Origin of the sequence: Streptomyces sp. NPDC047022, from assembly GCF_040644155.1 — a bacterium.
Classification (GTDB): domain Bacteria; phylum Actinomycetota; class Actinomycetes; order Streptomycetales; family Streptomycetaceae; genus Streptomyces.
In genome coordinates, this window is record NZ_JBEYVV010000021.1 from 93,330 (window position 1) to 115,309 (window position 21,980).

Annotated in this window: 17 protein-coding genes and 2 pseudogenes; 12 read left to right on the top strand and 7 right to left on the bottom strand. The window is 69.7% G+C overall.

What is annotated here, in order from left to right; all coding sequences use genetic code 11:
- Window positions 1-171: 171 nt before the first annotated feature.
- The 5 genes from ABZ845_RS21635 to ABZ845_RS21655 all read right to left on the bottom strand — a co-directional run bounded on the left by ABZ845_RS21635 (window position 172) and on the right by ABZ845_RS21655 (window position 6,888).
- A complete protein-coding gene (locus ABZ845_RS21635) occupies window positions 172-825 on the bottom strand; it encodes a chaplin (RefSeq protein ID WP_360982055.1) in 654 nt (217 codons plus the stop codon).
- Between the two features lie 134 nt (window positions 826-959).
- Complete coding sequence (locus ABZ845_RS21640) at window positions 960-1,151, bottom strand: chaplin (protein ID WP_360982104.1); 192 nt, start codon at window positions 1,149-1,151, stop codon at window positions 960-962.
- 445 nt (window positions 1,152-1,596) lie between these two features.
- Window positions 1,597-2,460, bottom strand: a complete 864-nt coding sequence (locus ABZ845_RS21645) for an ABC transporter permease (protein WP_360982057.1) — start codon at window positions 2,458-2,460, stop codon at window positions 1,597-1,599.
- Window positions 2,457-5,171 carry an alpha/beta fold hydrolase gene (locus ABZ845_RS21650; protein WP_360982059.1) on the bottom strand — a complete coding sequence of 905 codons (2,715 nt, stop codon included), beginning with the start codon at window positions 5,169-5,171 and terminating at the stop codon, window positions 2,457-2,459. Before ABZ845_RS21650 ends, ABZ845_RS21645 begins: the two co-directional genes overlap by 4 nt.
- A gap of 319 nt (window positions 5,172-5,490) precedes the next feature.
- Window positions 5,491-6,888, bottom strand: a complete 1,398-nt coding sequence (locus tag ABZ845_RS21655) for an APC family permease (RefSeq protein ID WP_360982061.1) — start codon at window positions 6,886-6,888, stop codon at window positions 5,491-5,493.
- A gap of 377 nt (window positions 6,889-7,265) precedes the next feature.
- Between ABZ845_RS21655 and ABZ845_RS21660 the strand changes: the two genes are divergently transcribed.
- Complete coding sequence (locus ABZ845_RS21660) at window positions 7,266-8,114, top strand: hypothetical protein (protein WP_360982063.1); 849 nt, start codon at window positions 7,266-7,268, stop codon at window positions 8,112-8,114.
- Between the two features lie 54 nt (window positions 8,115-8,168).
- On the opposite strand, the gene mmsA is transcribed toward ABZ845_RS21660, so the two are convergent.
- Together mmsA and ABZ845_RS21670 are read right to left on the bottom strand one after the other, a co-directional pair.
- Window positions 8,169-9,671 carry a CoA-acylating methylmalonate-semialdehyde dehydrogenase gene (gene mmsA / locus ABZ845_RS21665; RefSeq protein ID WP_360982065.1) on the bottom strand — a complete coding sequence of 501 codons (1,503 nt, stop codon included), beginning with the start codon at window positions 9,669-9,671 and terminating at the stop codon, window positions 8,169-8,171.
- A gap of 348 nt (window positions 9,672-10,019) precedes the next feature.
- Window positions 10,020-10,127, bottom strand: a pseudogene (locus ABZ845_RS21670) (5-deoxy-glucuronate isomerase); the annotation flags it as partial.
- 342 nt (window positions 10,128-10,469) lie between these two features.
- Here ABZ845_RS21670 and ABZ845_RS21675 point away from each other — a divergent pair.
- From ABZ845_RS21675 to ABZ845_RS21725, 11 genes and pseudogenes are all read left to right on the top strand, one after another.
- Window positions 10,470-10,709 carry a chaplin gene (locus tag ABZ845_RS21675; protein WP_360982067.1) on the top strand — a complete coding sequence of 80 codons (240 nt, stop codon included), beginning with the start codon at window positions 10,470-10,472 and terminating at the stop codon, window positions 10,707-10,709.
- Between the two features lie 280 nt (window positions 10,710-10,989).
- Window positions 10,990-11,556 (top strand): hypothetical protein, encoded by a 567-nt coding sequence (locus tag ABZ845_RS21680; protein ID WP_360982069.1) that lies wholly within the window; start codon window positions 10,990-10,992, stop codon window positions 11,554-11,556.
- Window positions 11,557-11,690: 134 nt separating this feature from the next.
- On the top strand, window positions 11,691-11,987 hold the full coding sequence (locus ABZ845_RS21685) for a hypothetical protein (RefSeq protein ID WP_360982071.1): 297 nt from the start codon (window positions 11,691-11,693) through the stop codon (window positions 11,985-11,987).
- Window positions 11,988-12,201: 214 nt separating this feature from the next.
- A complete protein-coding gene (locus ABZ845_RS21690; protein ID WP_360982073.1) occupies window positions 12,202-13,161 on the top strand; it encodes a D-2-hydroxyacid dehydrogenase family protein in 960 nt (319 codons plus the stop codon).
- Between the two features lie 466 nt (window positions 13,162-13,627).
- The gene (locus ABZ845_RS21695) at window positions 13,628-14,767 is read left to right on the top strand and encodes a Ca2+-dependent phosphoinositide-specific phospholipase C (RefSeq protein ID WP_360982075.1); all 1,140 of its coding nucleotides are present in this window, start codon (window positions 13,628-13,630) and stop codon (window positions 14,765-14,767) included.
- Between the two features lie 373 nt (window positions 14,768-15,140).
- Window positions 15,141-15,467, top strand: coding sequence for a hypothetical protein (locus ABZ845_RS21700; protein ID WP_360982077.1), 327 nt, complete (start codon window positions 15,141-15,143; stop codon window positions 15,465-15,467).
- Between the two features lie 573 nt (window positions 15,468-16,040).
- Entirely contained in the window at window positions 16,041-16,391 is a 351-nt protein-coding gene (locus ABZ845_RS21705; RefSeq protein ID WP_360982078.1) for a hypothetical protein, read from the top strand.
- A gap of 643 nt (window positions 16,392-17,034) precedes the next feature.
- Window positions 17,035-19,001: pseudogene (locus ABZ845_RS21710) on the top strand (SpoIIE family protein phosphatase).
- Window positions 19,002-19,095: 94 nt separating this feature from the next.
- Window positions 19,096-19,383, top strand: coding sequence for a hypothetical protein (locus ABZ845_RS21715; RefSeq protein ID WP_360982080.1), 288 nt, complete (start codon window positions 19,096-19,098; stop codon window positions 19,381-19,383).
- Between the two features lie 416 nt (window positions 19,384-19,799).
- Window positions 19,800-20,414 (top strand): DUF1326 domain-containing protein, encoded by a 615-nt coding sequence (locus ABZ845_RS21720; protein WP_360982082.1) that lies wholly within the window; start codon window positions 19,800-19,802, stop codon window positions 20,412-20,414.
- On the top strand, window positions 20,411-21,169 hold the full coding sequence (locus tag ABZ845_RS21725; protein WP_360982084.1) for a DUF2182 domain-containing protein: 759 nt from the start codon (window positions 20,411-20,413) through the stop codon (window positions 21,167-21,169). Before ABZ845_RS21720 ends, ABZ845_RS21725 begins: the two co-directional genes overlap by 4 nt.
- Window positions 21,170-21,980: the final 811 nt, after the last annotated feature.

Genomic DNA, 21,980 nt, shown 5'->3' on the forward strand with positions numbered 1-21,980 from the left:
GTTGGACACCTCCTCGTCCGGCTTGGTGAAGTGCACCAGGCGGTTGTCGGGGGCGCGGCCGGACAGCCGGTGGACCCACTCGAGTGGGTGCCACCCCGGGCCGCGAACCGAAGGGGAGGCGCGGGGCAGGGCAGGGGTGCCGGACGAACGCAGCGCCCGGCACCCGATGCGTCAGCGCTGCGACGTGGCCCGGCCGCGCCGGTACAGCACAAGCCCGCCGGCCAGCATCGCGACGCTGACCGCCGAGGCCGCGAGCACACCCTCGCTGCCGGTCTCGGCCAGCGCGGGCGGCGCCGTGTGGGGCGTGCCCGCCTGGTGCACGGTTCCGCCGCTCGTCGGGTGCGAGGTGGTCGGGGTGCTGGGCGTTGCCGGGGTGCTGGGCGTTGCCGGGGTGCTGGGCGTTGACGGGGTGCTGGGCGTTGACGGGGTGCTGGGCGTTCCCGGGGTGTCGGGGGTCCCCGGAGTGTCAGGGGTGCCAGGCGTGTCGGGAGGGCACGGAGTGTCAGCGGTGCCAGGCGTGTCGGGGGTCCCCGGGTTGTCAGGGGTGCCGGCACCGGTGGTGCCAGGGGGTGTCCGCAGGGCCGCGCCGTTGGCGCAGGCGTTGCCGGACGCCGGGTTCAAGGCGCCGAGCACGTTGATCGTGTTGCCGCAGAGGTTGATCGGGACGTCCAGGGGGACCTGGATGGTGTTGCCGGAGGCGACGCCCGGCGATCCGGCCGCGGAACCGTCGGCGTTCGAGTCCGCGAACACCGGGCTGCCGCACAGGGACAGGATGCCCGTCGCGGCGGCTGCCGCGACCATTCCCCTGCTCAGGGTCTGTCGCAATCTAGTTGTCTTCCTGCTGGTAGAGGTAGGAGAAGGGGGAAGGCCGGCCCCGGAACCGTGGAGTGCAGTCCAAGGCCGGCCCTGACACGGCCGAACGGCCGATGAACGATGCATCAGCCGCGGTGACCGTGATGTCAGCCGTTCGCGCAGGTGTTCCCGAAGGCCGGGTTCAAGAGGCCGACCACGCTGACCGTGTTGCCGCACGCGTTGATGGGCACGTGCACGGGAACCTGGATGAGATTCCCGGAAAGGACGCCGGGGGAGTTGAGCGCCGAGCCCTCGGCACCCGAGTCGGCCATGGCCGGGGCGGCCATTCCCAGGGTCATGATGGCGCCGGCGACAACCGCGGCGCTCTTCTTGTGCTTCACGTAAGTTTCCCTTCTGTGCGGTCGTGCCCCTGTGACGGCAGAAGCCGAGCGAGCGCGGCGTGATCAGCTCGCCGCACGACCTGCACACTGTGAAACGAGGAATGGGCGGCCGAAGCAACTCCGGTAATCGATATGCCGCGTATTTCACCCGAATGCCACCCCTGAATTCATAAGGAAAGCGCACAGGAGCATCGGTGCGGGTGACGGTTCGAACGGCCGCGAGGGCGGCCCGCGGTGCCTCGTCCGAGGCGCCTCAGCCGCCATCCCGGCGGCGAAATGTGCGGCGCTCATCGGCGCGGGCCGGGGCCCTCCTGACGACGCGACACCACGGTCCCCGCCCCCGCCCCATTGCCGGGCGCGGCGCCGCGGTGCCGCGGCGCCGACCGGACTTCAGTCATGCGCCCTAGGACAGGACGTCCTTGCGCGCGAAGCCGCGGAAGGCCAGGGCGAACAGCACGAGTGCGTACGTCGTGGAAATCGCCGTGCCCTGGATCATGCCGGCCCACTCCGGGTGGGGCTGTACGGCGTCGGCCCAGGCGAATTGCCAGTGCGCCGGGAAGAACGCGCGCCATTGACCGAGGGCGGTGACCGCGTCCAGCACATTCCCCACGATGGTGAGGCCGACCGCACCGCCCACGGCACCGAGCGGTGCGTCCGTCTTCGTCGACAGCCAGAACGCCAGCCCCGCGGTGACCAGTTGGGACACAAAGATGTACGCCACGACGACCGCGAGCCGCTGGGCGGCCGTGGCCGCCGGGAGGGAACCGCCGGTCGGTATCTGCAGTGGTCCCCAGCCGTAGGCCGCCGTGCCGACCGCGAGCGCGACGACCGGCAGCAGCACCATGGCCGCCAGGCTCATCCCGAGTCCCACCATGAGCTTGGACCACAGCAGACGGGCGCGGGGAACGGGCGCCGCCAGCAGATAGCGCAGCGAGGACCAGTTCGCCTCGGAGGCGACGGTGTCACCGCAGAACAGGGCCACCGGGATGACCAGCAGGAAGCCGGCGGAGACAAAGAGGTTCACCGCGGCGAAGTTGGCGCCCGAGGCGGTCGCCGTGTCCATCAGGGTGACCCGGCCGCTTCGGTCGCCCGGATTCCCGCCGATGGCGAAGGCGATGAGCAGGACGAACGGGAGCAGGGTCAGGATCGCGCCCATGACGAGCGTACGGCGCCGCTTCAACTGCCGGACGAACTCGACGCGCAGCGGCAGTGTCCGCAGGGGCCGGTACCCGTCCGCCGTCTCCGCCCGATCGGCGAGCGCGCTCATGCGGAATCTCCGATCAGCGTGAGGAATGCGTCTTCGAGACGCCGGTGTGGGCCGAGCGACGCGACCGGAACGTCCAGCCGTACGAGTTCGACCAGAAGGCGGGCCGCGGCAGCGGACCCGGACGCCACGGCCGGCTCCGCGGTGCTCCCGGGAGACGCCGGGGACGTTGCCGGTTCCGCAGCCGGTGCCAGGCGCACGAGGAGCCCGCCCTCCGTCCGTACCGCCGAAGCGACCGAGGGCAGCGCGGCCACCTTCTCCACCAGCGGGTCGGCGATGTCGGTCGCCAGCCCGACGAGCAGAGTGTCACCGGAACCCACGATCTCGTCCACGGGGCCCGCCTGCACCAGTCGCCCGCGGTCCATGACCACCAGATGGGTGCACGACTGCTCGACCTCGGCCAGCAGATGGCTGGAGACGATCACCGTGCGGCCCGCCGCCGCGTACCGGATCATGACCTCGCGCATCTCCCGGATCTGCGGCGGGTCGAGCCCGTTGGTCGGCTCGTCGAGGATCAGCAGGTCCGGAAGGCCGAGCATCGCCTGGGCGATGGCGAGGCGCTGGCGCATGCCCTGTGAGTACGTGCGCACCGCGCGGGCCAGCGCGTCGCCCAGTCCGGCGATCTCCAGCGCCTCGTCCAGATGGGCGTCCTCGGGCGGGCGTCCCGTCGCCTGCCAGTACAGCTCCAGGTTCTCCAGGCCGGACAGGTGCGGCAGGAAACCCGCGCCCTCCACGAAGGCCCCGACCCGGGACAGCACGGGGGCACCCGGGCGGACCGCATGGCCGAAGACCCGGATCTCGCCGTCGTCCGGCTTGATCAGGCCCATCAGCATGCGCAGCGTCGTCGTCTTGCCCGCGCCGTTCGGCCCGAGCAGGCCCAGCACCTGGCCCCGCTCCACACGGAAGGACAGCTCACGCACCGCGTAGCGGTCCGCCGACTTCGCGTACCGCTTGCTCAGGTCCGTGATCTGCAAGGGCACCGCGGCCAGCGCCGGATCGGGCGCCGGTGCCGTCGTACGGCGGCGGCCCGTCGCCAGCAGGGCCAGGGCGAGCAGCGCTCCGGCCAGGGGAAGCCACCACACCCAGGAGGGAAGCGGGGCCGCCGCGGTCGTCACACCCCGCGCGGTCGGTACCTCGAGGGCGCTCTTCAGGGACACCGTGTAGGTGGCGGGCGCCGCCGGGGAGGCGTAGCCGAGGTCCGTCGAGGCGAGGACCAGACGGAGCCGGTGGCCCTTCTGCACCTCGTGGTCGATGGCGGGGAGGGTCAGCGCGACGTCCTTGCCCTCGCCCTTGGTCCCCGTCACCCGGACGGGCGCGACCAGTTGGGACGGCAGCACCGGCCGGGTGCCGCGGGGGCCGACGTCGTACACCTTTCCGAAGAGAACCGTGTCGTCGCTGGTGGAGTTCACATGGACCGTCACCGTCGGGGAGCCGGTGATCCACACGTTGCCGGGCAAGGGCCGCGAGTCGAAGTGCGCGTACTGGCCCGGGAAGTCCAGCGACACCCCGATGCCCAGTGACGACAGCTGGGACAGGCCGCCCGCGCCGCCGAGGCCGGGCAGCGCGGAGACCGCGGGCGGGTTCGCGCCCGCCGGGTTCGCGAAACGCTGTTTCGGACCGCTGAGCGCCACCCTTCGCGGCCCGCTCTCCAAGCCGGGGTACACGTTGCCGCTCGCGCCCCGCAGGAGGGCCGTGCCGTTGGTGGAGTCGATGCCCCCGGTGCGGGAGATCCGGAAGGCGGGACCGGTGCCGACCTCCTTCTCGTCCTTGAGATAGTGGTCGAACCACGCCGTGACACGGGCCTGGACGCGGTCCGTCTCCAAGTCCCCGCCGTCGTGCCCGCCCGCGATCCAGTCGACGTCCACGGGCGCGCCGCCCACTCTGATCGCCCTGGCCGCCTCGTCCGCCTGGCCGAGCGGGAAGAGCGAATCCGACTGCCCCTGCACAAGAAGCGTGGGCACCTTGATGTCCTTGCCGACGGCGGACGGTGAGCGCTCCTCGAGCAGGGCGCGCGCCCGTGCGTCCGGCTGCCCGGACTCGGCGACCCGGTTGTACATCTGGCACAGCTCGGGGGTGAACCGCTCGCAGCCCCCGCCGGAGTTGATGAAGACGCCGGCCCACAGCTTCTTGAACACGTCGTCCGGGAACAGGGCGTCCGCCAGGTTCCAGTACGTGATCGCGGGGGCGATCGCGTCCACCCGGTGGTCGTACCCGGCGGCCAGCAGCGCGATCGCCCCGCCGTACGAGGCGCCCGCGACGCCCACGCGCGGGTCGCCGGGACGGTCGAGCTCGACCTCGGGGCGCTTCGCCAGCCAGTCGATCAGCTTCGAGACATCGGTGACCTCGCCCTTGGGGTCGTTCAGCCCGATCTTCCCCGTGGACCTGCCGAAGCCGCGCGCCGACCAGGTCAGCACCGCGTACCCGTCGCGTGCGAGGTCCTCGGCCTGGCCCTTGACTTCGTCCTTGCTGCCGCCGAAGCCGTGCGCCAGCAGGACGGCCGGGCGGCGGCCACCGGATGCGGAGGTGAAGTACGACGTGTCGATCCGCACCCCGCCGCCCATGTCCATGACCCTGTCGGTGCGGCGCACGGCCGGCGCGTCGTCCGAGGCGACGGCCGTCCATGTCCCGACACCGGCCAGTGCGAGGACGACCGCGGCCACGGCGGCCACGGCCCCTCGGCGCAGCCCCCGGACTGCGGGCAGTCGAAGATCCATGGCTCAACGGTAAAGGCCGCCACCGACAACCGGAGCAGCCGCCCGGCTGAACTCCGGCACCTCCCAGGGGTGTACGGGACCGACGCGCCGTACCGCAGGCGTGGTACGAACGCCCGTGCGGATTCGCCGGCCACGACATCCGCCGAGGCGGCCCCCATAAGACGCCCGCCCGCCGGTCGCGCCGGACCGCGGAGCGGGCCGCAGGGCATCCGGGCACCGGCCGACGCCGGGAACGGCCTCGCCCTCGCCGCCCGTCGGGGTGCGGGCGGCGAGGGCGAGGGGATCTGAGCGGTGGCGGCGTGGAGTTCGGGGTGCGGGCTCAGGCCTGCGCGTCCTCCGGGATCGACACCAGCCAGCGGGTGTCGCGGCGCGGACGGAGGTAGAGGAGCCAGTACAGCGTGGCGACGGCCATGATGCCGCCCGTCCACAGCAGATAGCTCGTGTCCTGCTGGGCGAGGACGTAGCCGAGGACCACGATCAGCAGGCCGGGCACCGTGGGCCACAGCGGCATCCGCCACGCCGGGGTCGTCGCGTGCCGGCCGCGCCGGGCCAGCAGGGCTGCCACCGCGACCAGCAGGTACATGCCCGTCACCGAGACACCCGTGACGCCGTACAGCGTGTCCAGGTTGACGAAGCACAGCAGCGCGCCGGGGACGCCGACCAGCAGGGTGGCGACCCACGGGGAACCGAAACGGCCCAGCCTGGACAGGGCGTTGTTCACCGGCTCGGGCCACGCCTTGTCGCGGGCCGAGGCGAAGAGCACACGGGAGTTCTGGATCACCATGACGATGCCCGCGTTGATGATCGCGAGGGCCACGCAGAGGCTGACGAAGGTGCCGACGGCCGAGTCGGACCAGGCGGTGACCATGCTGCTGATGTCGCCGCCGGTCAGTGCCTTGAGGTCGGGGGCGCCCATCGTGATCGCGACGACCGGGACCAGGATGACGACCGAGGATATGGCGAGGGTGGCGAGGACCGTGCGGGCCACGTTGCGGCGCGGGTGCTCCAGTTCCTCGGAGAGGTAGACGGCGGTCGAGAAGCCCTGGGTGACGAAGAGGGCGATGGCGAGCCCGGAGACCACCATCATGGCCGTCACGGTGTCCGCGTGGCCGCCGGAGCCGGCCACCTGCATCGAGACGAGGCTGCCGGCGCCGCGCTGGCCGTGGGAGAAGCCGAGGACCGCGACGACCCCCGCCGCCACGACCTCCAGGACCAGGAAGATGCCGGTGATCCATGCGTTGGCCCGCAGATCGAGCAGGCCGGCGAGGGTGGAGAGGAGCATGACCCCGGCGCCCGTCATCGCCGGGTCCAGGTGCACGACCGGCGCGAGGTAGTCCGCCGTGCCCATCGCGATCACCGGCGGGACGATCATGACGACCAGCAGCGACAGGACGAACACCAGCCAGCCCGCAAGCCGCCCGGCCAGTGTCGAGACCATGGCGTACTCGCCGCCGGCGCTGGGGATCAGCGTGCCGAGCTCCGAGTAGCAGAACGCCACGGCGATGCACAGAAGCGAGCCGATGGCGATCGTCAGGGCGGTGGCGGTGCCCAGGGAGCCGAACAGATCGGGGACGACGACGAAGAGCGTGGAAGCGGGCGTCACGCACGACAGCGTGAGCAGGGTGCCGCCGACGACTCCGATGGAACGCTTGAGCTTCTGGGGACTGTCCGAGATCTCGATGACGGCGTTCTCGACAGGACGGAGCGTGTCGGTCATGCGGCGGTTCCGATCGACTTGTGTGGCAGATGTACGGTCGGGAGCGCTATCGCCTCCGGCGGCTCTTGTCGTACGTCACTTCGTCCGCTCCCGGCGCTGATGGAACCCCGACGAAAACCAATACGTCAATGGGTGTTTTCCTGCGGAATCCGCAGCCGTAAGACGATCCACTGCGTATTAGCGTTGCGTTAAGGCCGGTGGGCGGGCGGCTTTCGAGAGTGCGGGAACCGTACCCTCCGCGCCGAAATTCGCCGAATTCCGTCCGGACTCCGGACACCGCCCGCGCGTCGCTCACCCGATTCCCGCTCGACGCGGTGTCAGGGGGCCGCGCTACAGTCGGCTGCCACAACAGAATCACAGCAGTGGGGTGGGGACAGATGAGACTGCGGTACACCGCGGCCTGGGTGGGGGTCACGACGGCTGCGCTGATGGCGACGTCCGCATGCGGCGCCGACGGCGCGAGAACGGCCGCGAAGGCCGCCGACAGCGCCGACATGATCATGGCCGCGCTGACGCGGGCGACCGACCGGACCGAGAACGTGGGGTCCGCCCAGGTCAAGACGGTGACCGAGATGCCGGCCACCGGCCCGGTCGCCATGGACGGCACCTACTCCTGGGGCCATGGCTTGGCCTTCGACGCCATGATGGACACCAAGGCCGTTCACATGGAGCAGCTGCACGCCGCCCCCACGACCCGCACGGTGTTCGTGGACGGCGCGTACTACTACGACATCGACCCGCAGCGCTCCGGCCCGCTCAAGGGCAAGGAGTGGATGAAGATCCAGGCGTCGGCGATATTCGGCGACAAGGGCGCCCAGGCGATCCAGGGGAGCTCCGACGCGGGCAGCCCCGCCGCTGCCATGAGGGGCCTGAAGTACGCCAAGAACGTCGACGACCTCGGCAGCGAGACCGTCGACGGACAGAGCACGACCCACTACCGGGCCGTGATCGACAAGGAGGGCATGGGCAAGTACAAGGACGCCTACGCCGACCAGAGCAACCTCTTCGGCTCGATGACCGGCGGCAGCGACTCGATCACCATGGACGTCTGGGTCGGCGCCAAGGATCTCCCGGTCCGGTTGAAGGAGCGGTTCGGCAGCATGACGGTGACGATGGACTTCGAGAAGTTCGGCGCCACGGCCGCGATCAAGGCCCCGCCCGCCTCGCAGACCGGCGACGTCACCGAGGAGATCAAGAAGAGGCGCGCCGCGCAGCAGTCCGGCTGAGCAGCGCATGACGGTGCCCCCGCCCCTGCCGGGTCGGGGGCACCGTGCATCGGCTCAGTGGTTGCGCGGGAACCCGAGGTCGACGCCCGCCGGGGCCTCGGACGGGTCGGGCCAGCGGGTGGTGACGACCTTGCCGCGGGTGTAGAAGTGCGTGCCGTCGTTGCCGTAGATGTGGTGGTCGCCGAAGAGCGAGTCCTTCCAGCCGCCGAAGGAGTGGTAGCCCACAGGCACCGGGATCGGCACGTTGACGCCGACCATGCCCGCCTCGATCTCCAGCTGGAAGCGGCGGGCCGCGCCGCCGTCCCGCGTGAAGATCGCGGTGCCGTTGCCGAACGGCGACGCGTTGATGAGGGCCACGCCCTCCTCGTACGTCTCCGCGCGCAGCACGCACAGCACCGGTCCGAAGATCTCGTCCTGGTACGCCTTCGCCGAGGTCGGCACCTTGTCGAGCAGGGAGATGCCGATCCAGTGGCCGTCCTCGTGGCCCGCGACGGTGTATCCGGTGCCGTCCAGGACCACCTCGGAGCCTTCCGCCGCCGCGCCCGTCACATAGGAGGCCACCTTGTCGCGGTGCGCCTTGGTGATCAGCGGTCCCATCTCCGAGGACGGGTCGCCGCCGGGCCCGATCTTGATCTTCTCGGCGCGCTCGCGGATCTTCTCCACCAGCTCGTCGCCGATGGCGCCGACGGCGACGACGGCCGAGATGGCCATGCAGCGCTCACCCGCCGAGCCGTACGCCGCCGAGACCGCCGCGTCGGCGGCCGCGTCCAGGTCGGCGTCCGGCAGGACCAGCATGTGGTTCTTCGCGCCGCCCAGGGCCTGGACGCGCTTGCCGTTCGCGGAGGCGGTGGTGTGGATGTAGCGGGCGATCGGGGTGGAGCCGACGAAGGACACCGCCTTGACGTCCGGGTGTTCGAGGAGCCGGTCCACGGCCACCTTGTCGCCGTGGACGACGTTGAAGACGCCGTCCGGCAGGCCCGCCTCCGCCAGCAGCTCCGCGAGGCGCATGGGCGCCGACGGGTCCTTCTCGGAGGGCTTCAGCACGAAGGTGTTGCCGCACGCGATGGCGATCGGGAACATCCACATCGGGACCATCGCCGGGAAGTTGAACGGCGTGATGCCCGCGACGACGCCCAGCGGCTGCCGGATCGCGGCCACGTCCACCCGGCTCGCCACCTGCGTGGACAGCTCGCCCTTCAGCTGGACGCTGATACCGCAGGCCAGGTCGACGATCTCCAGGCCGCGCGCCACCTCGCCGAGCGCGTCGCTGTGCACCTTGCCGTGCTCGGCGGTGATCAGTTCGGCGATCTCGTCGCGGTGCCCGTCGAGCAGCGCCCGGAACTTGAAGAGGATCGAGGTGCGCTGGGCGAGTGAGGACCGGCCCCACGTCCCGTACGCGTCCCTGGCCGCGGCGACGGCCGCGTCCACCTCGTCCACGCTCGCGAAGGCGACCTTCGTGGTGACAGCGCCGGTCGCCGGGTCCGTCACCGGCCCGTACGTGCCCGACGCGCCTTCGACGGTCTTGCCGCCGATCCAGTGGTTGACGATCTTCGTCATGCCCAAGTACTCCTTCACAGATGGCGGCGTCGGGTCGGGACGTGCCGGTCGTTCTCCTCGCGCGCCTCGACCGCCGACGGCCCGGTCGCGGTCTCGGCCACAGGTCCATCACACCAGGCATGCGCCTTGGGCGGGCCCGACACAGTGTCTGCGGTTTCGGGCTCCACGTAGACACATGTGGGGTCTCCGCGCGCGCACCGGCGGGGGTGAGGGCGGCAGCCATGACCCCGGTGGCGTACACCGGCGCGTTCGGCGCGCCGAGCGACCGCTTTGTCCGGACGGGCCGCGGTGCGGTGCCGCGGTGCCGCAGTGGCGCGATGCCGTCGCCGCGGCACCGCCGCGGTGGTCCTCGGCGGGTACCTCCGGCGCGGGGCCGTGGCGGGCGGGGAGTCGGCGCTCGCACTTCGCTCCTGCCAGGGCGAAGCGGCCTCCCGCGCCGGAGGCGATCTGGACCCGGACACACCGGGAACGCGTACACGAAGCCGGAAGCCCCCGAGAACTCCTCGGCGGGCTCCGCGCCGAGGTCGCCGCCGGGCAGGTCCTCCTCGCCCCGGCTGCCCACAGGTGTAGCGGGGCCGGAGGAACCGTGTCAATGTTTTGTCCGGACATTCGGACGGCTCAGGGGTCGCGGGATCTCGTCCGGAGGCGTCGAGGAGAGTCGAGCGGTGCCGAACTCGTAAAGCACAGTGACTTCAGAGATCACTCCAAAGGAGGCGCAACCCGGGTGGGCGCCCCGCAGTTGACTCTGCGTCGGGCATTCCGCCCGGCTGTTGTGACGATCCCAAGGAGTATCTCTCCATGTCGCGTATCGCGAAGAGCCTGGCCCTGACCACCGTTGCCGCTGCGGCTGTGGCGGGCGCCGCCGGCGTCGCCGCCGCCGACAGCGGCGCCAACGGTGCCGCCGACAACTCTCCGGGTGTCCTGTCGGGCAACGTCGTGCAGGCCCCGATCCACGTCCCGGTCAACGTCTGCGGGAACACCGTCAGCGTCATCGGCCTGCTGAACCCCGCGGCGGCCAACTCCTGCGTCAACGGCTGACGCCCTCGCCGACACTTTGCCGGCCGCTCTCCTCCCGGAGGCGGCCGGTTGGCATGTCGGTGCTCCGGTCGCGGGCCAGGGCCGGACCGGGCGTACCCCGACCGGGTGTACCCCGAACGGGCGGAGCGGCTCGCGAAGCGTTCGAACGGTGTCCCACCAGGGAAGACGCGCGCGACGGCGGAGCGCCGCGGCTACGGAGGGCGTTCGCCCGGTTGCAGGACGCTTTGTCCCCTTTCACGGTGAACGCAAGCACGAATGGCTCACTACGAAGGGAACCCCCATGCGTGATCTGCCTGTGCGGCGCCTTGCCTCCTGCGCTCTCTGCGCCACGCTCGTGCTCGGCACAGCCGGGCCCGCCGTCGCCGCCGACCGGCCGTCCGGGGGCCGGACTCAAGTGACGGCGTCCGTCCTCGGCGCCGACGAGCTCACGGAGCGGGTTCAGGGCCTGGCCGACGCCGGCGGTGTCGTACCCCCGGTCACCGAACTGCTCAGCGCCGTGCTCAAGGCACACAACGGCCAGTTGCCCGCGGACCAGGCCGCCAAGCTGGGCAAGGCCGTGAAGGACGCCATCGCCAAGGCGTCCGCGGACGTGCCCTCGCCCACGCTCTCGCCCCTGCAGGAGAACGCGCTCGCCGCCCTCCAGAGGGCGGTCGACAGGCTGATCGCGACGGTCACCTCGGGTGACTCCAGGCGGGTCCTGCCGGCAGCAGCGAACGTCCTGGCCTCCCTCGTCAAGGTCGTCATCTCCGGCATGGCCGGCGGCGGGACGACCAGCCTCCCGCCCATGCCCATGCCCCCGCTGCCGATGCCGACCATCACGGGGATTCCGTCGGGCGAGACGACCTGACGCCTCCACGGCACCCGGAACCCCGCACAGCGGCAGGAATCCTCCGCATGCGGGGTTTCCGCGGGTCCGGGGGCTCGTTAGCCAGGGCGTATCCACACCCTCCGGCGACATGAGTCGCCGAAGAAAGGAAGACGATGAAGTCCCTCAAGGCCGCCGCTGTCGTCGTCGGTTCCCTGGCCGTCGCCGGTGTCTCCGCCCCCGCCTTCGCCGTCGACGCCGCCGGTGCCACCCCCACCAGCCTGGGCGGCGCCCTGGAGAGCGTCACCAGCCAGAAGTCGTTCGACGTGAGCCCCTTCTCGCATCAGTCCGACAGCCTGGACACCGAGAACAAGGGGTCGGTGCTCAACACCGTGAAGGGCACGACGAACGACCTCAACGGAGCGCAAAGCCCCCTACGGCTGCTCGGCGGGCTTCCCCTCCAGGGCCGCTGACAGCACCTGCGGCCATGCCGCTCCACTTCCACGGCGCTCCACCGGGCCCGCCGCGCGGAGACACGACGATGCCCGGGGCCGCACGATGCGTGCGGCCCCGGGCATCGTCGCGAACCGACGGCCGGCATGTGTCCTGTGCAGGGGGTTCGGATATAAGGGGATTCGGACCCGCCGCTCCGAACCCCGGACGGCACCGACCACGGAGACAACCGGGATGCGACTGCGCTGCGCCGTGCTCGACGACTTCCAGGACGCCGCGAGGCAGTCCGCCGACTGGGCGCCCGTCGAAGACCGGGTGGAGGTCGTCACATTTCGCGAGCACATCGCGGACGAGGATGAACTCGCCCGTCTGCTCGCAGAGTTCGACATCATTGTCACCCTGCGCGAACGCGTCCCGTTCCCGGCCTCCCTGCTGGACCGACTGCCTCGTCTGAAGCTGCTCATCGCCTCGGGCATGCGCAATTCCGTCATCGACTACGAGGCTGCCGAGCGGTCCGGTGTGACCGTGTGCGGCACCGCCAGCTCCTCCACCCCGCCGGTGGAACTGACCTGGGCGCTGCTGCTCGGGCTGGCCCGCAACCTGGTGACCGAGAACAACGCGCTGCGCGAGGGCGGCCCCTGGCAGTCCACCGTCGGCGTCGACCTGCACGGCCGGGTGCTGGGCCTGCTCGGGCTCGGCAAGATCGGCGGCCGGGTCGCCCGCGTCGGCCAGGCGTTCGGGATGCGCGTCAGCGCCTGGAGCCAGAACCTCACCAGGGAGCGCGCCGACGAGGTGGGTGTGGAACTCGCGGCTTCCAAGGAGGAGTTGCTGCGCAACAGCGATTTCGTCTCGATCCACCTCGCGCTCAGCGACCGCACCCGCGGGCTGCTCGGCGCGGACGAACTCGCCCTGCTCAAGCCGACCGCGTATCTGATCAACACCTCGCGCTCGGCCGTCATCGACCAGGACGCGCTGCTCGCCGCCCTGCGTGAGGGCCGGATCGCGGGCGCGGGTGTGGACGTCTTCGACGTCGAGCCGGGGCCCTCAGGCCACCCGGTGCGCACCGCTCCTCGGCTGCTGGCCACCCCGCACCTCGGCTATGTCTCGACGGCCAACTACGCGACGTACTACGGCCATGCCGTGGAGGACATCCAGGCGTTCCTGGCGGGCGAGCCGGTACGCCGCCTCGACTGACCGCCCGCACCGGCTGGGGGAGCGGGCTGCCGCGCTGACCGGAGGGTTACGTTCCACGTACGGCCTGATTGCAGTGGCTGTGAAACAGGTAAAGCTTTCGGCCACGCTCTTGAGCCACCTTGTGCCGCTCTTTAGGTTGTGCGCGTCCAGTCAAAACGTGGATCTCTGCGTGGTCGCGCCCACGCCCGAAGTCCCGTCCCGGGAGCGCACGCCGAACACTGCGCTCCTTGAACACCGTGCTCCCTGAACACCGCGTTCCCCGAACGTTCCCCGAACACTGCGCTCCCCGAACACTGCGCTCCCGAACACCGTGCTCCCGAACACCGCTCTCTCCGAACGCCGCACCTCCTGAACGCCGCACCCGCCGACACCCGGCGGACCGACCCGGTCCGGCCACCCGCATCCACCGACAGTCGGCGGACCGACCGCGCCCGGCCACCCGCATCCGCCACAACAAGGAGCCCCCGTGCCCCACTTCTCTGCCCCGGAGACCCGCTCATGGCGCCGCAACACCGGCGTACTCGGTGCGGCCGCACTGCTCACCCTCGCCCTGCCGTGGGCCTGGGCCGCGCCGAGCCACGCCGCCACGGCCGGGTCCGCCACGAGCAAGGCCGCCGCGGCGGACACATCCGCGTTCAATGACGTCCCGCTGAACCAGATATCCGTGTCCGGACTGCACAACGCCTACGAGCAGAGCAAGTCAAAGTCCATCACCAAGGGGCTCGACCTCGGGGCCCACCTCCTGGAAATCGACGCCTACAGCACCTACGGCAACACCGGCGGCTGGATCGTCAGCCATTCCGACCCGCTGGTCAACGACAACAACTGCACCTACACCACCGGCTCCGGCATCTTCAAGACCACATGGTCTAACGGCAGCCTGCGAACCTGCCTCGACGACCTCAAGGACTGGAGCGACGCACACCCCGACCACGACCCCATCTACCTGAAGATCGAACTGAAATGGGGCTTCCGCAGCAAGGCGAACATGGGACCCGTCGACCTCGACCAGTTGATCACCAAGCATCTCGGTGCCGAGAACCTCTTCAAGCCCGCCGACATGGTCGGCACCTCATACCCGACCCTGGACGCCGCCGCCAAGGCCGGGGCCTGGCCCACATGGAACCAGCTCCGCGGGAAGTTCATCGTCTTCCCCATCACCGGCACCATCGAGAACAAGCTCGCGGGCTACGACCTCGACAGCCTCTCCACCGAACAGGAATACGCCCAGCGCGTCGCCGACCTCTCGGCAGCCGGGAAGCTCTCGGAGGCCTCCATGTGGCCGGCCATGACCAAGCCCTCGTCCAGCGGCGACCCACGCAGCATCTACTCCGCCGCGCTGCGTCCCTGGTTCGTCATCTTCGACACCCAGGCCGCCAATTGGCTGGGCAACGGCTACGACATGTCCTGGTACTGCGGCAACCACTACCTCACCGTCGAGGGCTCGGCGGAGAGCGTCAGCCCCGCGCTCGACGACACCAACCCCGACCCCACCGCAGCGGCCCAGCGAGTCCAGTACCTCGCCCAGCAGGGCCACTCGAGCGTCACCACCTTCGACTGGATGAAGGCCCCGGGTGCGTTCACTCCCTGGCCCCGCAGCTGCTGAACCGCGCCTTCCCGAGGGTCCGGTGTCAGCGCGAAACGCTCTCCCGGCGTACGCATGACGTTGGGGCTCATGGCCTGCGTGGCTCGCGCCGAAGTGGCCGCCTGATGCAGTGGCGTCGACCGGCGTCGGGCGGCTGATTGCGGGGAGCGGAGCGGGCCGCCGTGGTCATCGGGAAGGTGACCGGGACTCACTGGTGCCGAGCATGGCGTTGGCGGGCGCGGCTATTCCCAAGCGAGCGCGAGTAGTAACTCATGGTAAGCATCTGGTCACTCAAATGGGTGACGTCAGATGGCGGCTCGGTCAACGCCGCTCCTAGCCTGGGATCGTGCGTTCGATTCTTCCGGACGTATGAGCCACTCAAGGAGGTCAAACCATGATCCGCACCAAGCTCCTCGCCCTGGTCGCCGCCCCCGCGCTGACCCTCGGCCTGGCGTCGCCTGCACTGGCCATGAACGTGACCAGCGTGGACCCCGTCGTCGCAAGCAGCCCGGTCGAGTTCATATCGGCCTACCAAACCAAGATCGTCACCGTCACGTGCCCTGCGGGCACCAGGGCCCTCAGCGGTGGCTGGGAGGTGTCCTCCGCCAGCATCGACGTGACGGGTAACCGTGCGGTGAGCCCCATGCAGTGGCAGATCCAATTCCAGAATGAGGCGCAGCAGACCGGCAGTGTGCAGGCATTCGCCCGTTGCGCGATCTGACGGCGAGCACTCGCCGTAGCAGGCCTTCTCGTTCACCGCCAGGGGCGGTGAACGAGAAGGCCGATCAGTCCCAGGCGCCCCGTCCGGCTCACAGTGAAGAGCGGGCGGGGCGCTTCGGACGGATTACGGAGAGCTGTATCGGTCTGGACGGCGCAAGGCTCACGTTGTGCCTCTGCCCACGAGCCGGCCTTCCCCTCTGGGCGGGTGACGAGAGCGTGGCCATCGCATTTCTGTGGTTCGCGTTCGGTGACTCGCACCCAACTCCTCGGTATGAAAGGGCATTTCTGCTTGTTTCGCATTGATCGACAGTCCGAGGCCTGGTTGGCTGCTTCCGGAACCGCTCCTTACGCGGAGCCAGCCCGCCGGGCCTACGCCTGACTGCGCGACACCCGCACTTTCCGGTGCGCGAATGAGCACCCCATCCCGCACGCCCGCCCCGCAGCGCCGGGGCGGGCGCCGATCTGAGCCGGCCCGCAACCGCATGGTGAGCTCACGCGGGGTAACGGTGAACAGCCGCGAACCAGGGCCGACTTACGCCCGAATATCTAAGGAAATCGAGGCACGCCAGTGAAGATGAGCTTCAAGAAAATCGCGACAACCGCAGCCCTGGCCATCGCACTCGGCGCGGCCATCCCCACCGCCCCCGCGTTCGCCATCAACGAGACGAACTGCGGAAAGGACCGCTTGGACTTTCTCCGCCTGGAAGAGAACCACCAGTTGTACCACTGCTATGCGAACAAGGGACGTCTCGACTTCGCATCCAACTGGCACGGCAGGGTTCGGGGTGGGATGTGGGTCAGCGAGATCCACTCCGGAAACAACGACATCTGGTGGGCAGCTGACGGAACGTGGCATTACCTGGGGCGCGGGCAGACTCAGGGCTTCTCCAACACCGTGCTTCTCCAGGCTGTCGAAATTCTCTGATGCCTGTCTTTTTGAGGCCCGGGTGTCGGAACGGGTCTCGGACTGAGCTGTCCTCGTGGGCCATGGGTGGGCCGGAGGGTCGGTCGAGAGCGACCAGGACGGCGTTTGAGCAGGTCACATAAGGTGGGGCGTGAATAGAGCGACGCTCTTGAAAGCCGTCCTGGCAGCGATGTCACCGTGGGTTCAAATCCCACACCCACCGCAGGTGAACGGCCCCTGACCAGGAAACTCGGTCGGGGGGCCGTCGGTATGTCCGGGCACCGCCACCGCCCGGCGTGGCCTCGCTGACGCTCATCAGGACCGAGGTCTCAGGCAACGTCGTAGGAGGTTCCAGCGGCGAGGGGCGGCGGCATCGCCGCATCGGCTGACCCCTCGAGCAGCAAACCCGGCGAGCCTGAAGCCGGGAGATGTGCTGTTCCAGGGAGAGGAGGGCGGCATACTCGCGGGCTCGGTCGTCCGACGGGCGTGGCGGGCCGCGCGCGGAAGTGCTCTGTAATCACCGCATCCACCCGCAGAAACCCGGTGACAGCCGGGCGGCGCCGGACCGCCCCGCGATCACCGGCACCCCCTTTATTGAGACATCACGGCAAAATGCGCGAACATAGCTGAAGAGGTTGTTTCGGCATGCGCCACGGAGCCGCAGATGGACGCCTTGGACGAACTTCATCGAAGCGCTTGCCCGTCGGCTCTTCTGACGCTGGACGGTGCCGTGCGCGACCTCAACGCTGCTATGGCCACGGCGCTTGGCAGGCCGGCGGAGCAGTGCCTGGGGCGTGACTTCGGTGATCTGTGGCCTGCAAGCCAGCGGATGTCGGCCGGACATCTGGTGGCCCACGCCGCCAGGGCGGATGCGGTCGCGATGCGGGAGCTGGAGTTTCCCGGGCGAGACGGAGTACCCATTGCCTGTTTGCTCGAGGCGCGACAGGTGAAGGATCCCGCCGGTGACAAGCAGCTGATGCGGGTGCGCGTCCTGGATGCCCGAAACGACCTGGCCAGCCTGCTGATACCGTTCCGGCTGGCCACCGCGGCCGCCGGCCTTGGCCTGTGGATGTATTCGCCCCAGAAGGACCAGCTGGAGTGGCTCGGTGGCCTACCCAGCCTGGTCGCGCTCATCCCGGATCCGACTGCGCCGATGTCCAGAGTGATCGCGGCAGTGCACCCCGACGACAGGGATTCCTTCTGGCAGCTCCTGCGCTCGACCTCCTTCCAGCAGTCCCCCTGGGTGAGACTGCGGTACCACACCTCGCGCGACGGCTGGCGCCGACTGGCCGTTCAAGTCCGTCGGCTCCAGCTGGGCTTCGACGGCCCCGAACGGATCTTCGTGGTGGTCCGCGACGACACCACGCAGGAGAAGCGCAAACAGAAGGCGCAGGCCGCGCTGACTGCCGAACGACAGCGCGCCAAGGACACCGCCGACTTCTCCTCCGCCTTGATCACCGCAGTCACGGAGCAGGAACTGCAGCAGGTCGTCCTGACCCGGCTCGCCGCGACCTTCGGCGCCAGCGGCGCCGTGCTCGCACTCGTCGACGACAGCCGCCTGTGCATCTCCACCGATGCCGGGATAGACATGCGCGAGGTCGAGGCCCTGCACGGCCTGCGGCTGGACCAGCCGACCCCGCTGTCCGAGGCGATCCGTACCGGCAAGCCGCAGTTCATCACCGACCGGGAGGACTTCACCCGCCGCTGGCCGCACGCCCCACTTCTGAGGTTCCTCCGGCTCGGCTCCGACTACGCCATCTCGATCACCCCCCTCAGCGAGCCCGGCGATCAGCCGCTCGGGGCCTGGGCGATGCTCTACCGCCGCGGATACCTGTCGCCCCTGGATGAACGGACCCTCGTGGGCACACTGGCCGACCTGGCGGGCCAGGCACTCAAGCGGATCAGGTTGCAACAGGCACACGTCGAGCTGGCCACGGCGCTGCAGCAGACCATGCTCCCCGCGCTGCCCGAGCACCTTCCGGGCCTGGAGGTCGCCGCTCGCTACCGCCCCAGCCGGGACGGGCTGGACATCGGCGGAGACTGGTACGACGCCTTCATGATGCCCGACGGCGCGATCGCACTGGAGATCGGCGACGTCCAGGGGCACGACGTCGACGCCGCCGCCTTCATGGGACAGGTCCGCTTGTCCCTGCGCGCGATCGCCGCCCAGGAACCGGACCCCGGAACCGTGCTGACCCGCACCAACGAGCTGCTCGTCACGGCCGCCCCGCGCGATTCGCCAGCTGCACCATGCTGCACATCGACCCGCACGATGGACAGGTCACCGGCACCAGCGTCGGCCATGTGCCGCTGCTGTGCGCACACAGCGACGGCAGCCACGAGGTCCGCGAGCTGCCGGGCGGGCCGGTCATGGGCGTCCTGCCCGGCACCGAATACCGCCAGGAGATCTTCACCCTGGACGACGACAGCGCGCTGGTCATGGTCACCGACGGCGTGGTCGAAGGACCAGGCCTGACGCTGGAAGCCGGACTGGAACGAGCCGGAACACTGGCCGCCCAAGCCGTCCACGACGGACTGAACGCCGAAGAGACCGCTGACCGCATCCTCGACGCCGCGATCGCGGTCGATCACCTCGACGACGTGGCCGTACTGGTCATTCGACGCGCATAAAGACGTTGGAACCGGCGGCGGGATCTGGAACAGTGCCTCGCTGACACTCGTCAAGACCGAGGTCGCCGGTAACGTCGTTGGAGGCTCAGGCAGCTTGGGCGGCGGCATTTACGACGACGGCGGCACCCTGGTGCTGCGGTACAGCTCGGTCGACCGCAACAGCGCGAACGGCTCCGGCAATTCGCAGGGGGGCGGCATCTCCAATATCAGCGGCGGTGTGGTGACGCTCGACCACAGTGAGGTGAACAACAACGCCTCCACCGTCGCACTGGGCGGCGTGTGGACCGACACCCAGTTCACGGTGAACCGGTCGGAGATCCGGCGCAACATCCCCACCAACTGCGACGGCAGCCCCGTCATCGGCACCGGATGCGTCGGCTGACCCCACACGCAGCAGACCCGGCGGGCATCCGACCACACCCCAGCACACTGTGACGAAGGTGATCGCTGGACCTTGCCACCTCCAGCCGGACAACCCCGGAGGCTCCCCTTGATCGTCGAGGAGGAGCCCGGGGCTTCGCCGCATCGAGCCTCATTAGTTCTGGCCGGCAAAAAGGTCCTCCCGGACAGTGGGCTCTCAGCGGCGCCCCGGCAGGACTCGAACCTGCGGCCAAGCGCCCGGCAGGCGTGGTCGCGGATGAATGCGGTCCTCCACCAGGACGGTGAGCTGCGCCCCGGCGGATCTGCGCAACGGGGGTGTCAGGAATAGCCTGGAGAAGCGGGGCACCGGGGCGGGGTGGACCCTGGCCATGCAGTATTCCCTTCGCCGCGAGGGACGCGAAACAGGGAGATATGGACATGCCCTGGAATCTCAACGGCACGTACCTGGAAAGCTGCAACTGTGACGTGGTGTGTCCCTGCACCACATCGGGCCTCACCGCACCGGCCGACCACGAGCGTTGCCAGGTGACCTTCGCCTTCCACGTGGACAGCGGGAACGTGGACGGCGTGGATGTCTCCGACCGAAGCGTCGCCGTCTTCATCGACGCGCCCCGGGTGATGGCCGAGGGCGGTTGGCAGGTGGCGCTCTATATCGACGCCTCGGCCGACGAGGGCCAGGCGGAGGCGCTGGGCAAGGTCTTCTCCGGCCAGGCCGGGGGGCCGATGGCGGCGCTCACTCCGCTCATCGGAGAGGTCCTCGGCGTGGAGCGCGCCCCCATCGACTACCGCGACGACGGCCGCCGCCATGCCGCGCGGGTGGGTGACGCCATCGATATCGAAATCGAGGACCAGGTCGCCCCGCAGTTCGGCGAGGACGGTCCGGTCATGGGCCTGACCGGCATGTTCCACCCGGCGAACAGCACGCTGACGATCGCCCGGTCCACCCGGGCCACAGGCGACGGCGTGTACGGCCGGTCCTGGGACTTCACCGGCGGCAACGGCCATTCGGCGCCCTTCACGTGGTCCGCGTGACCGGTGGGCCGGCCACCGTCCGCCGGAGGGCAGGCCCCGCCGGGCTACTGCTGGTCGCGGCGGCCGCCGCCTGGGTCTGGGTGGTAACGCGCTCGGGCGGCATGCAGGCGATGCCTGGCACCATGGGCCTGGGTCTGCCCGCCTTCCTGGTCGTGTGGACGCTGATGATGGCTGCGATGATGCTGCCCGCCACGGCGCCCGTCGCCGCGCTGTACGCGCGCACCATCACCGTGCATCGGGCATCGCGCATGGCCGTCTTTACCGTCGCCTACCTGTTTGTCTGGGCTGCTGCCGGGCTGCCGGGGTACTGGCTTGCCGTTGGCCTGGGCCGGGCGGCGAGCCTCACGGCCGCGGCGGGGACCGCAGTGGCCGCGGCTGTGTTCGCGGTCAGTGGCGTTTACCAACTCACGCCCCTCAAGGACCGCTGCCTGGCGAGGTGCCGCTCGCCGCTGGGGCTGATGCTGCGCTACGCCTCGTATCCGAAGCCCTCGCGCGATCTGCGTGCCGGCGCCCACCACGGGGCCTTCTGCCTGGGCTGCTGTTGGTCGCTGATGATGCTGCTGGCGGCGTTCGGTGTGATGAACCTATGGGCCATGGTGGCCCTGGCCTGTGTGATCACCACTGAGAAGCTCGCTCCGGCCGGCCGTCTGGTGGCCCGTGTCGTGGGGATCGCCTCGATCGCCCTGGCCGTCGCCGTCTTCTGGGTCCCGGCGCTGGCTCCGGGCCTCACCGGTGGCGGTATGGCCGGGATGTGACAACCGGCCCTGTCCGACACGCACCTGGCGAGGTGGCTCAATGACGGGATTCCGCCCGCTCAGGTGGCGGAGTGGACAGGGCTGGCTTCTGTCCTGCCGGAGGCGGCTCACAGATTCAAGTTTCGCCAGCTTTCGCCAGCTTTACATGATGTGACCTGCATCTTCATCGTGTTAACGATGGTTAACCTCTACGGATTTTTTGGGGCGGAACGGTCGCCATGGGCACGCCCGTGGGTACATTGGCGGTGCGCAGCTCAACAAGGAGCGGTAACTGTCCTTGCCGCGCAGCGCTGGCCCCCGCATGAGCAAGGCCTGACTCCGGCGGCATCCGGAGCCAGGCCTGCCACGCGGGTAGTGGGCCCGGTCGAGTTGCTGTCGGCCGGGCCCGCAACTCAGCCCTTCCGACCGGACCACCGTTCAACTACACCTCAGTGCATGAACGGTGCGACACAGCCCGCGATCGTGCCAGCCGCGGCCAGTAGTTCCAGCGACAACTGGATCCACCACTGATGCCGCCGGAACCACGCGGGCTCCTTCGACTGGTCCATCAACTCACCTCCCACCTTTCCCGGTACCTCCTGCTCAACAACTGAGGAGGAGAGACTCAGAGAGGCGAGGGGTGAGCCACGACGCGGACGCTATCGCGCTCCGCAAGACACCGTGTGCGGCTGGCGCTATTCGCCAGCGTTCGCCGGGGCTTGATGTATCGTGCACCCCTTCGGGTCCGCGATGCAGTGCACCATCCCCTGCGCCGCACACTGCAACTCGGCCTGTATGGGGCCCCGCCCGGCCGGAACGCGACAACACGGGC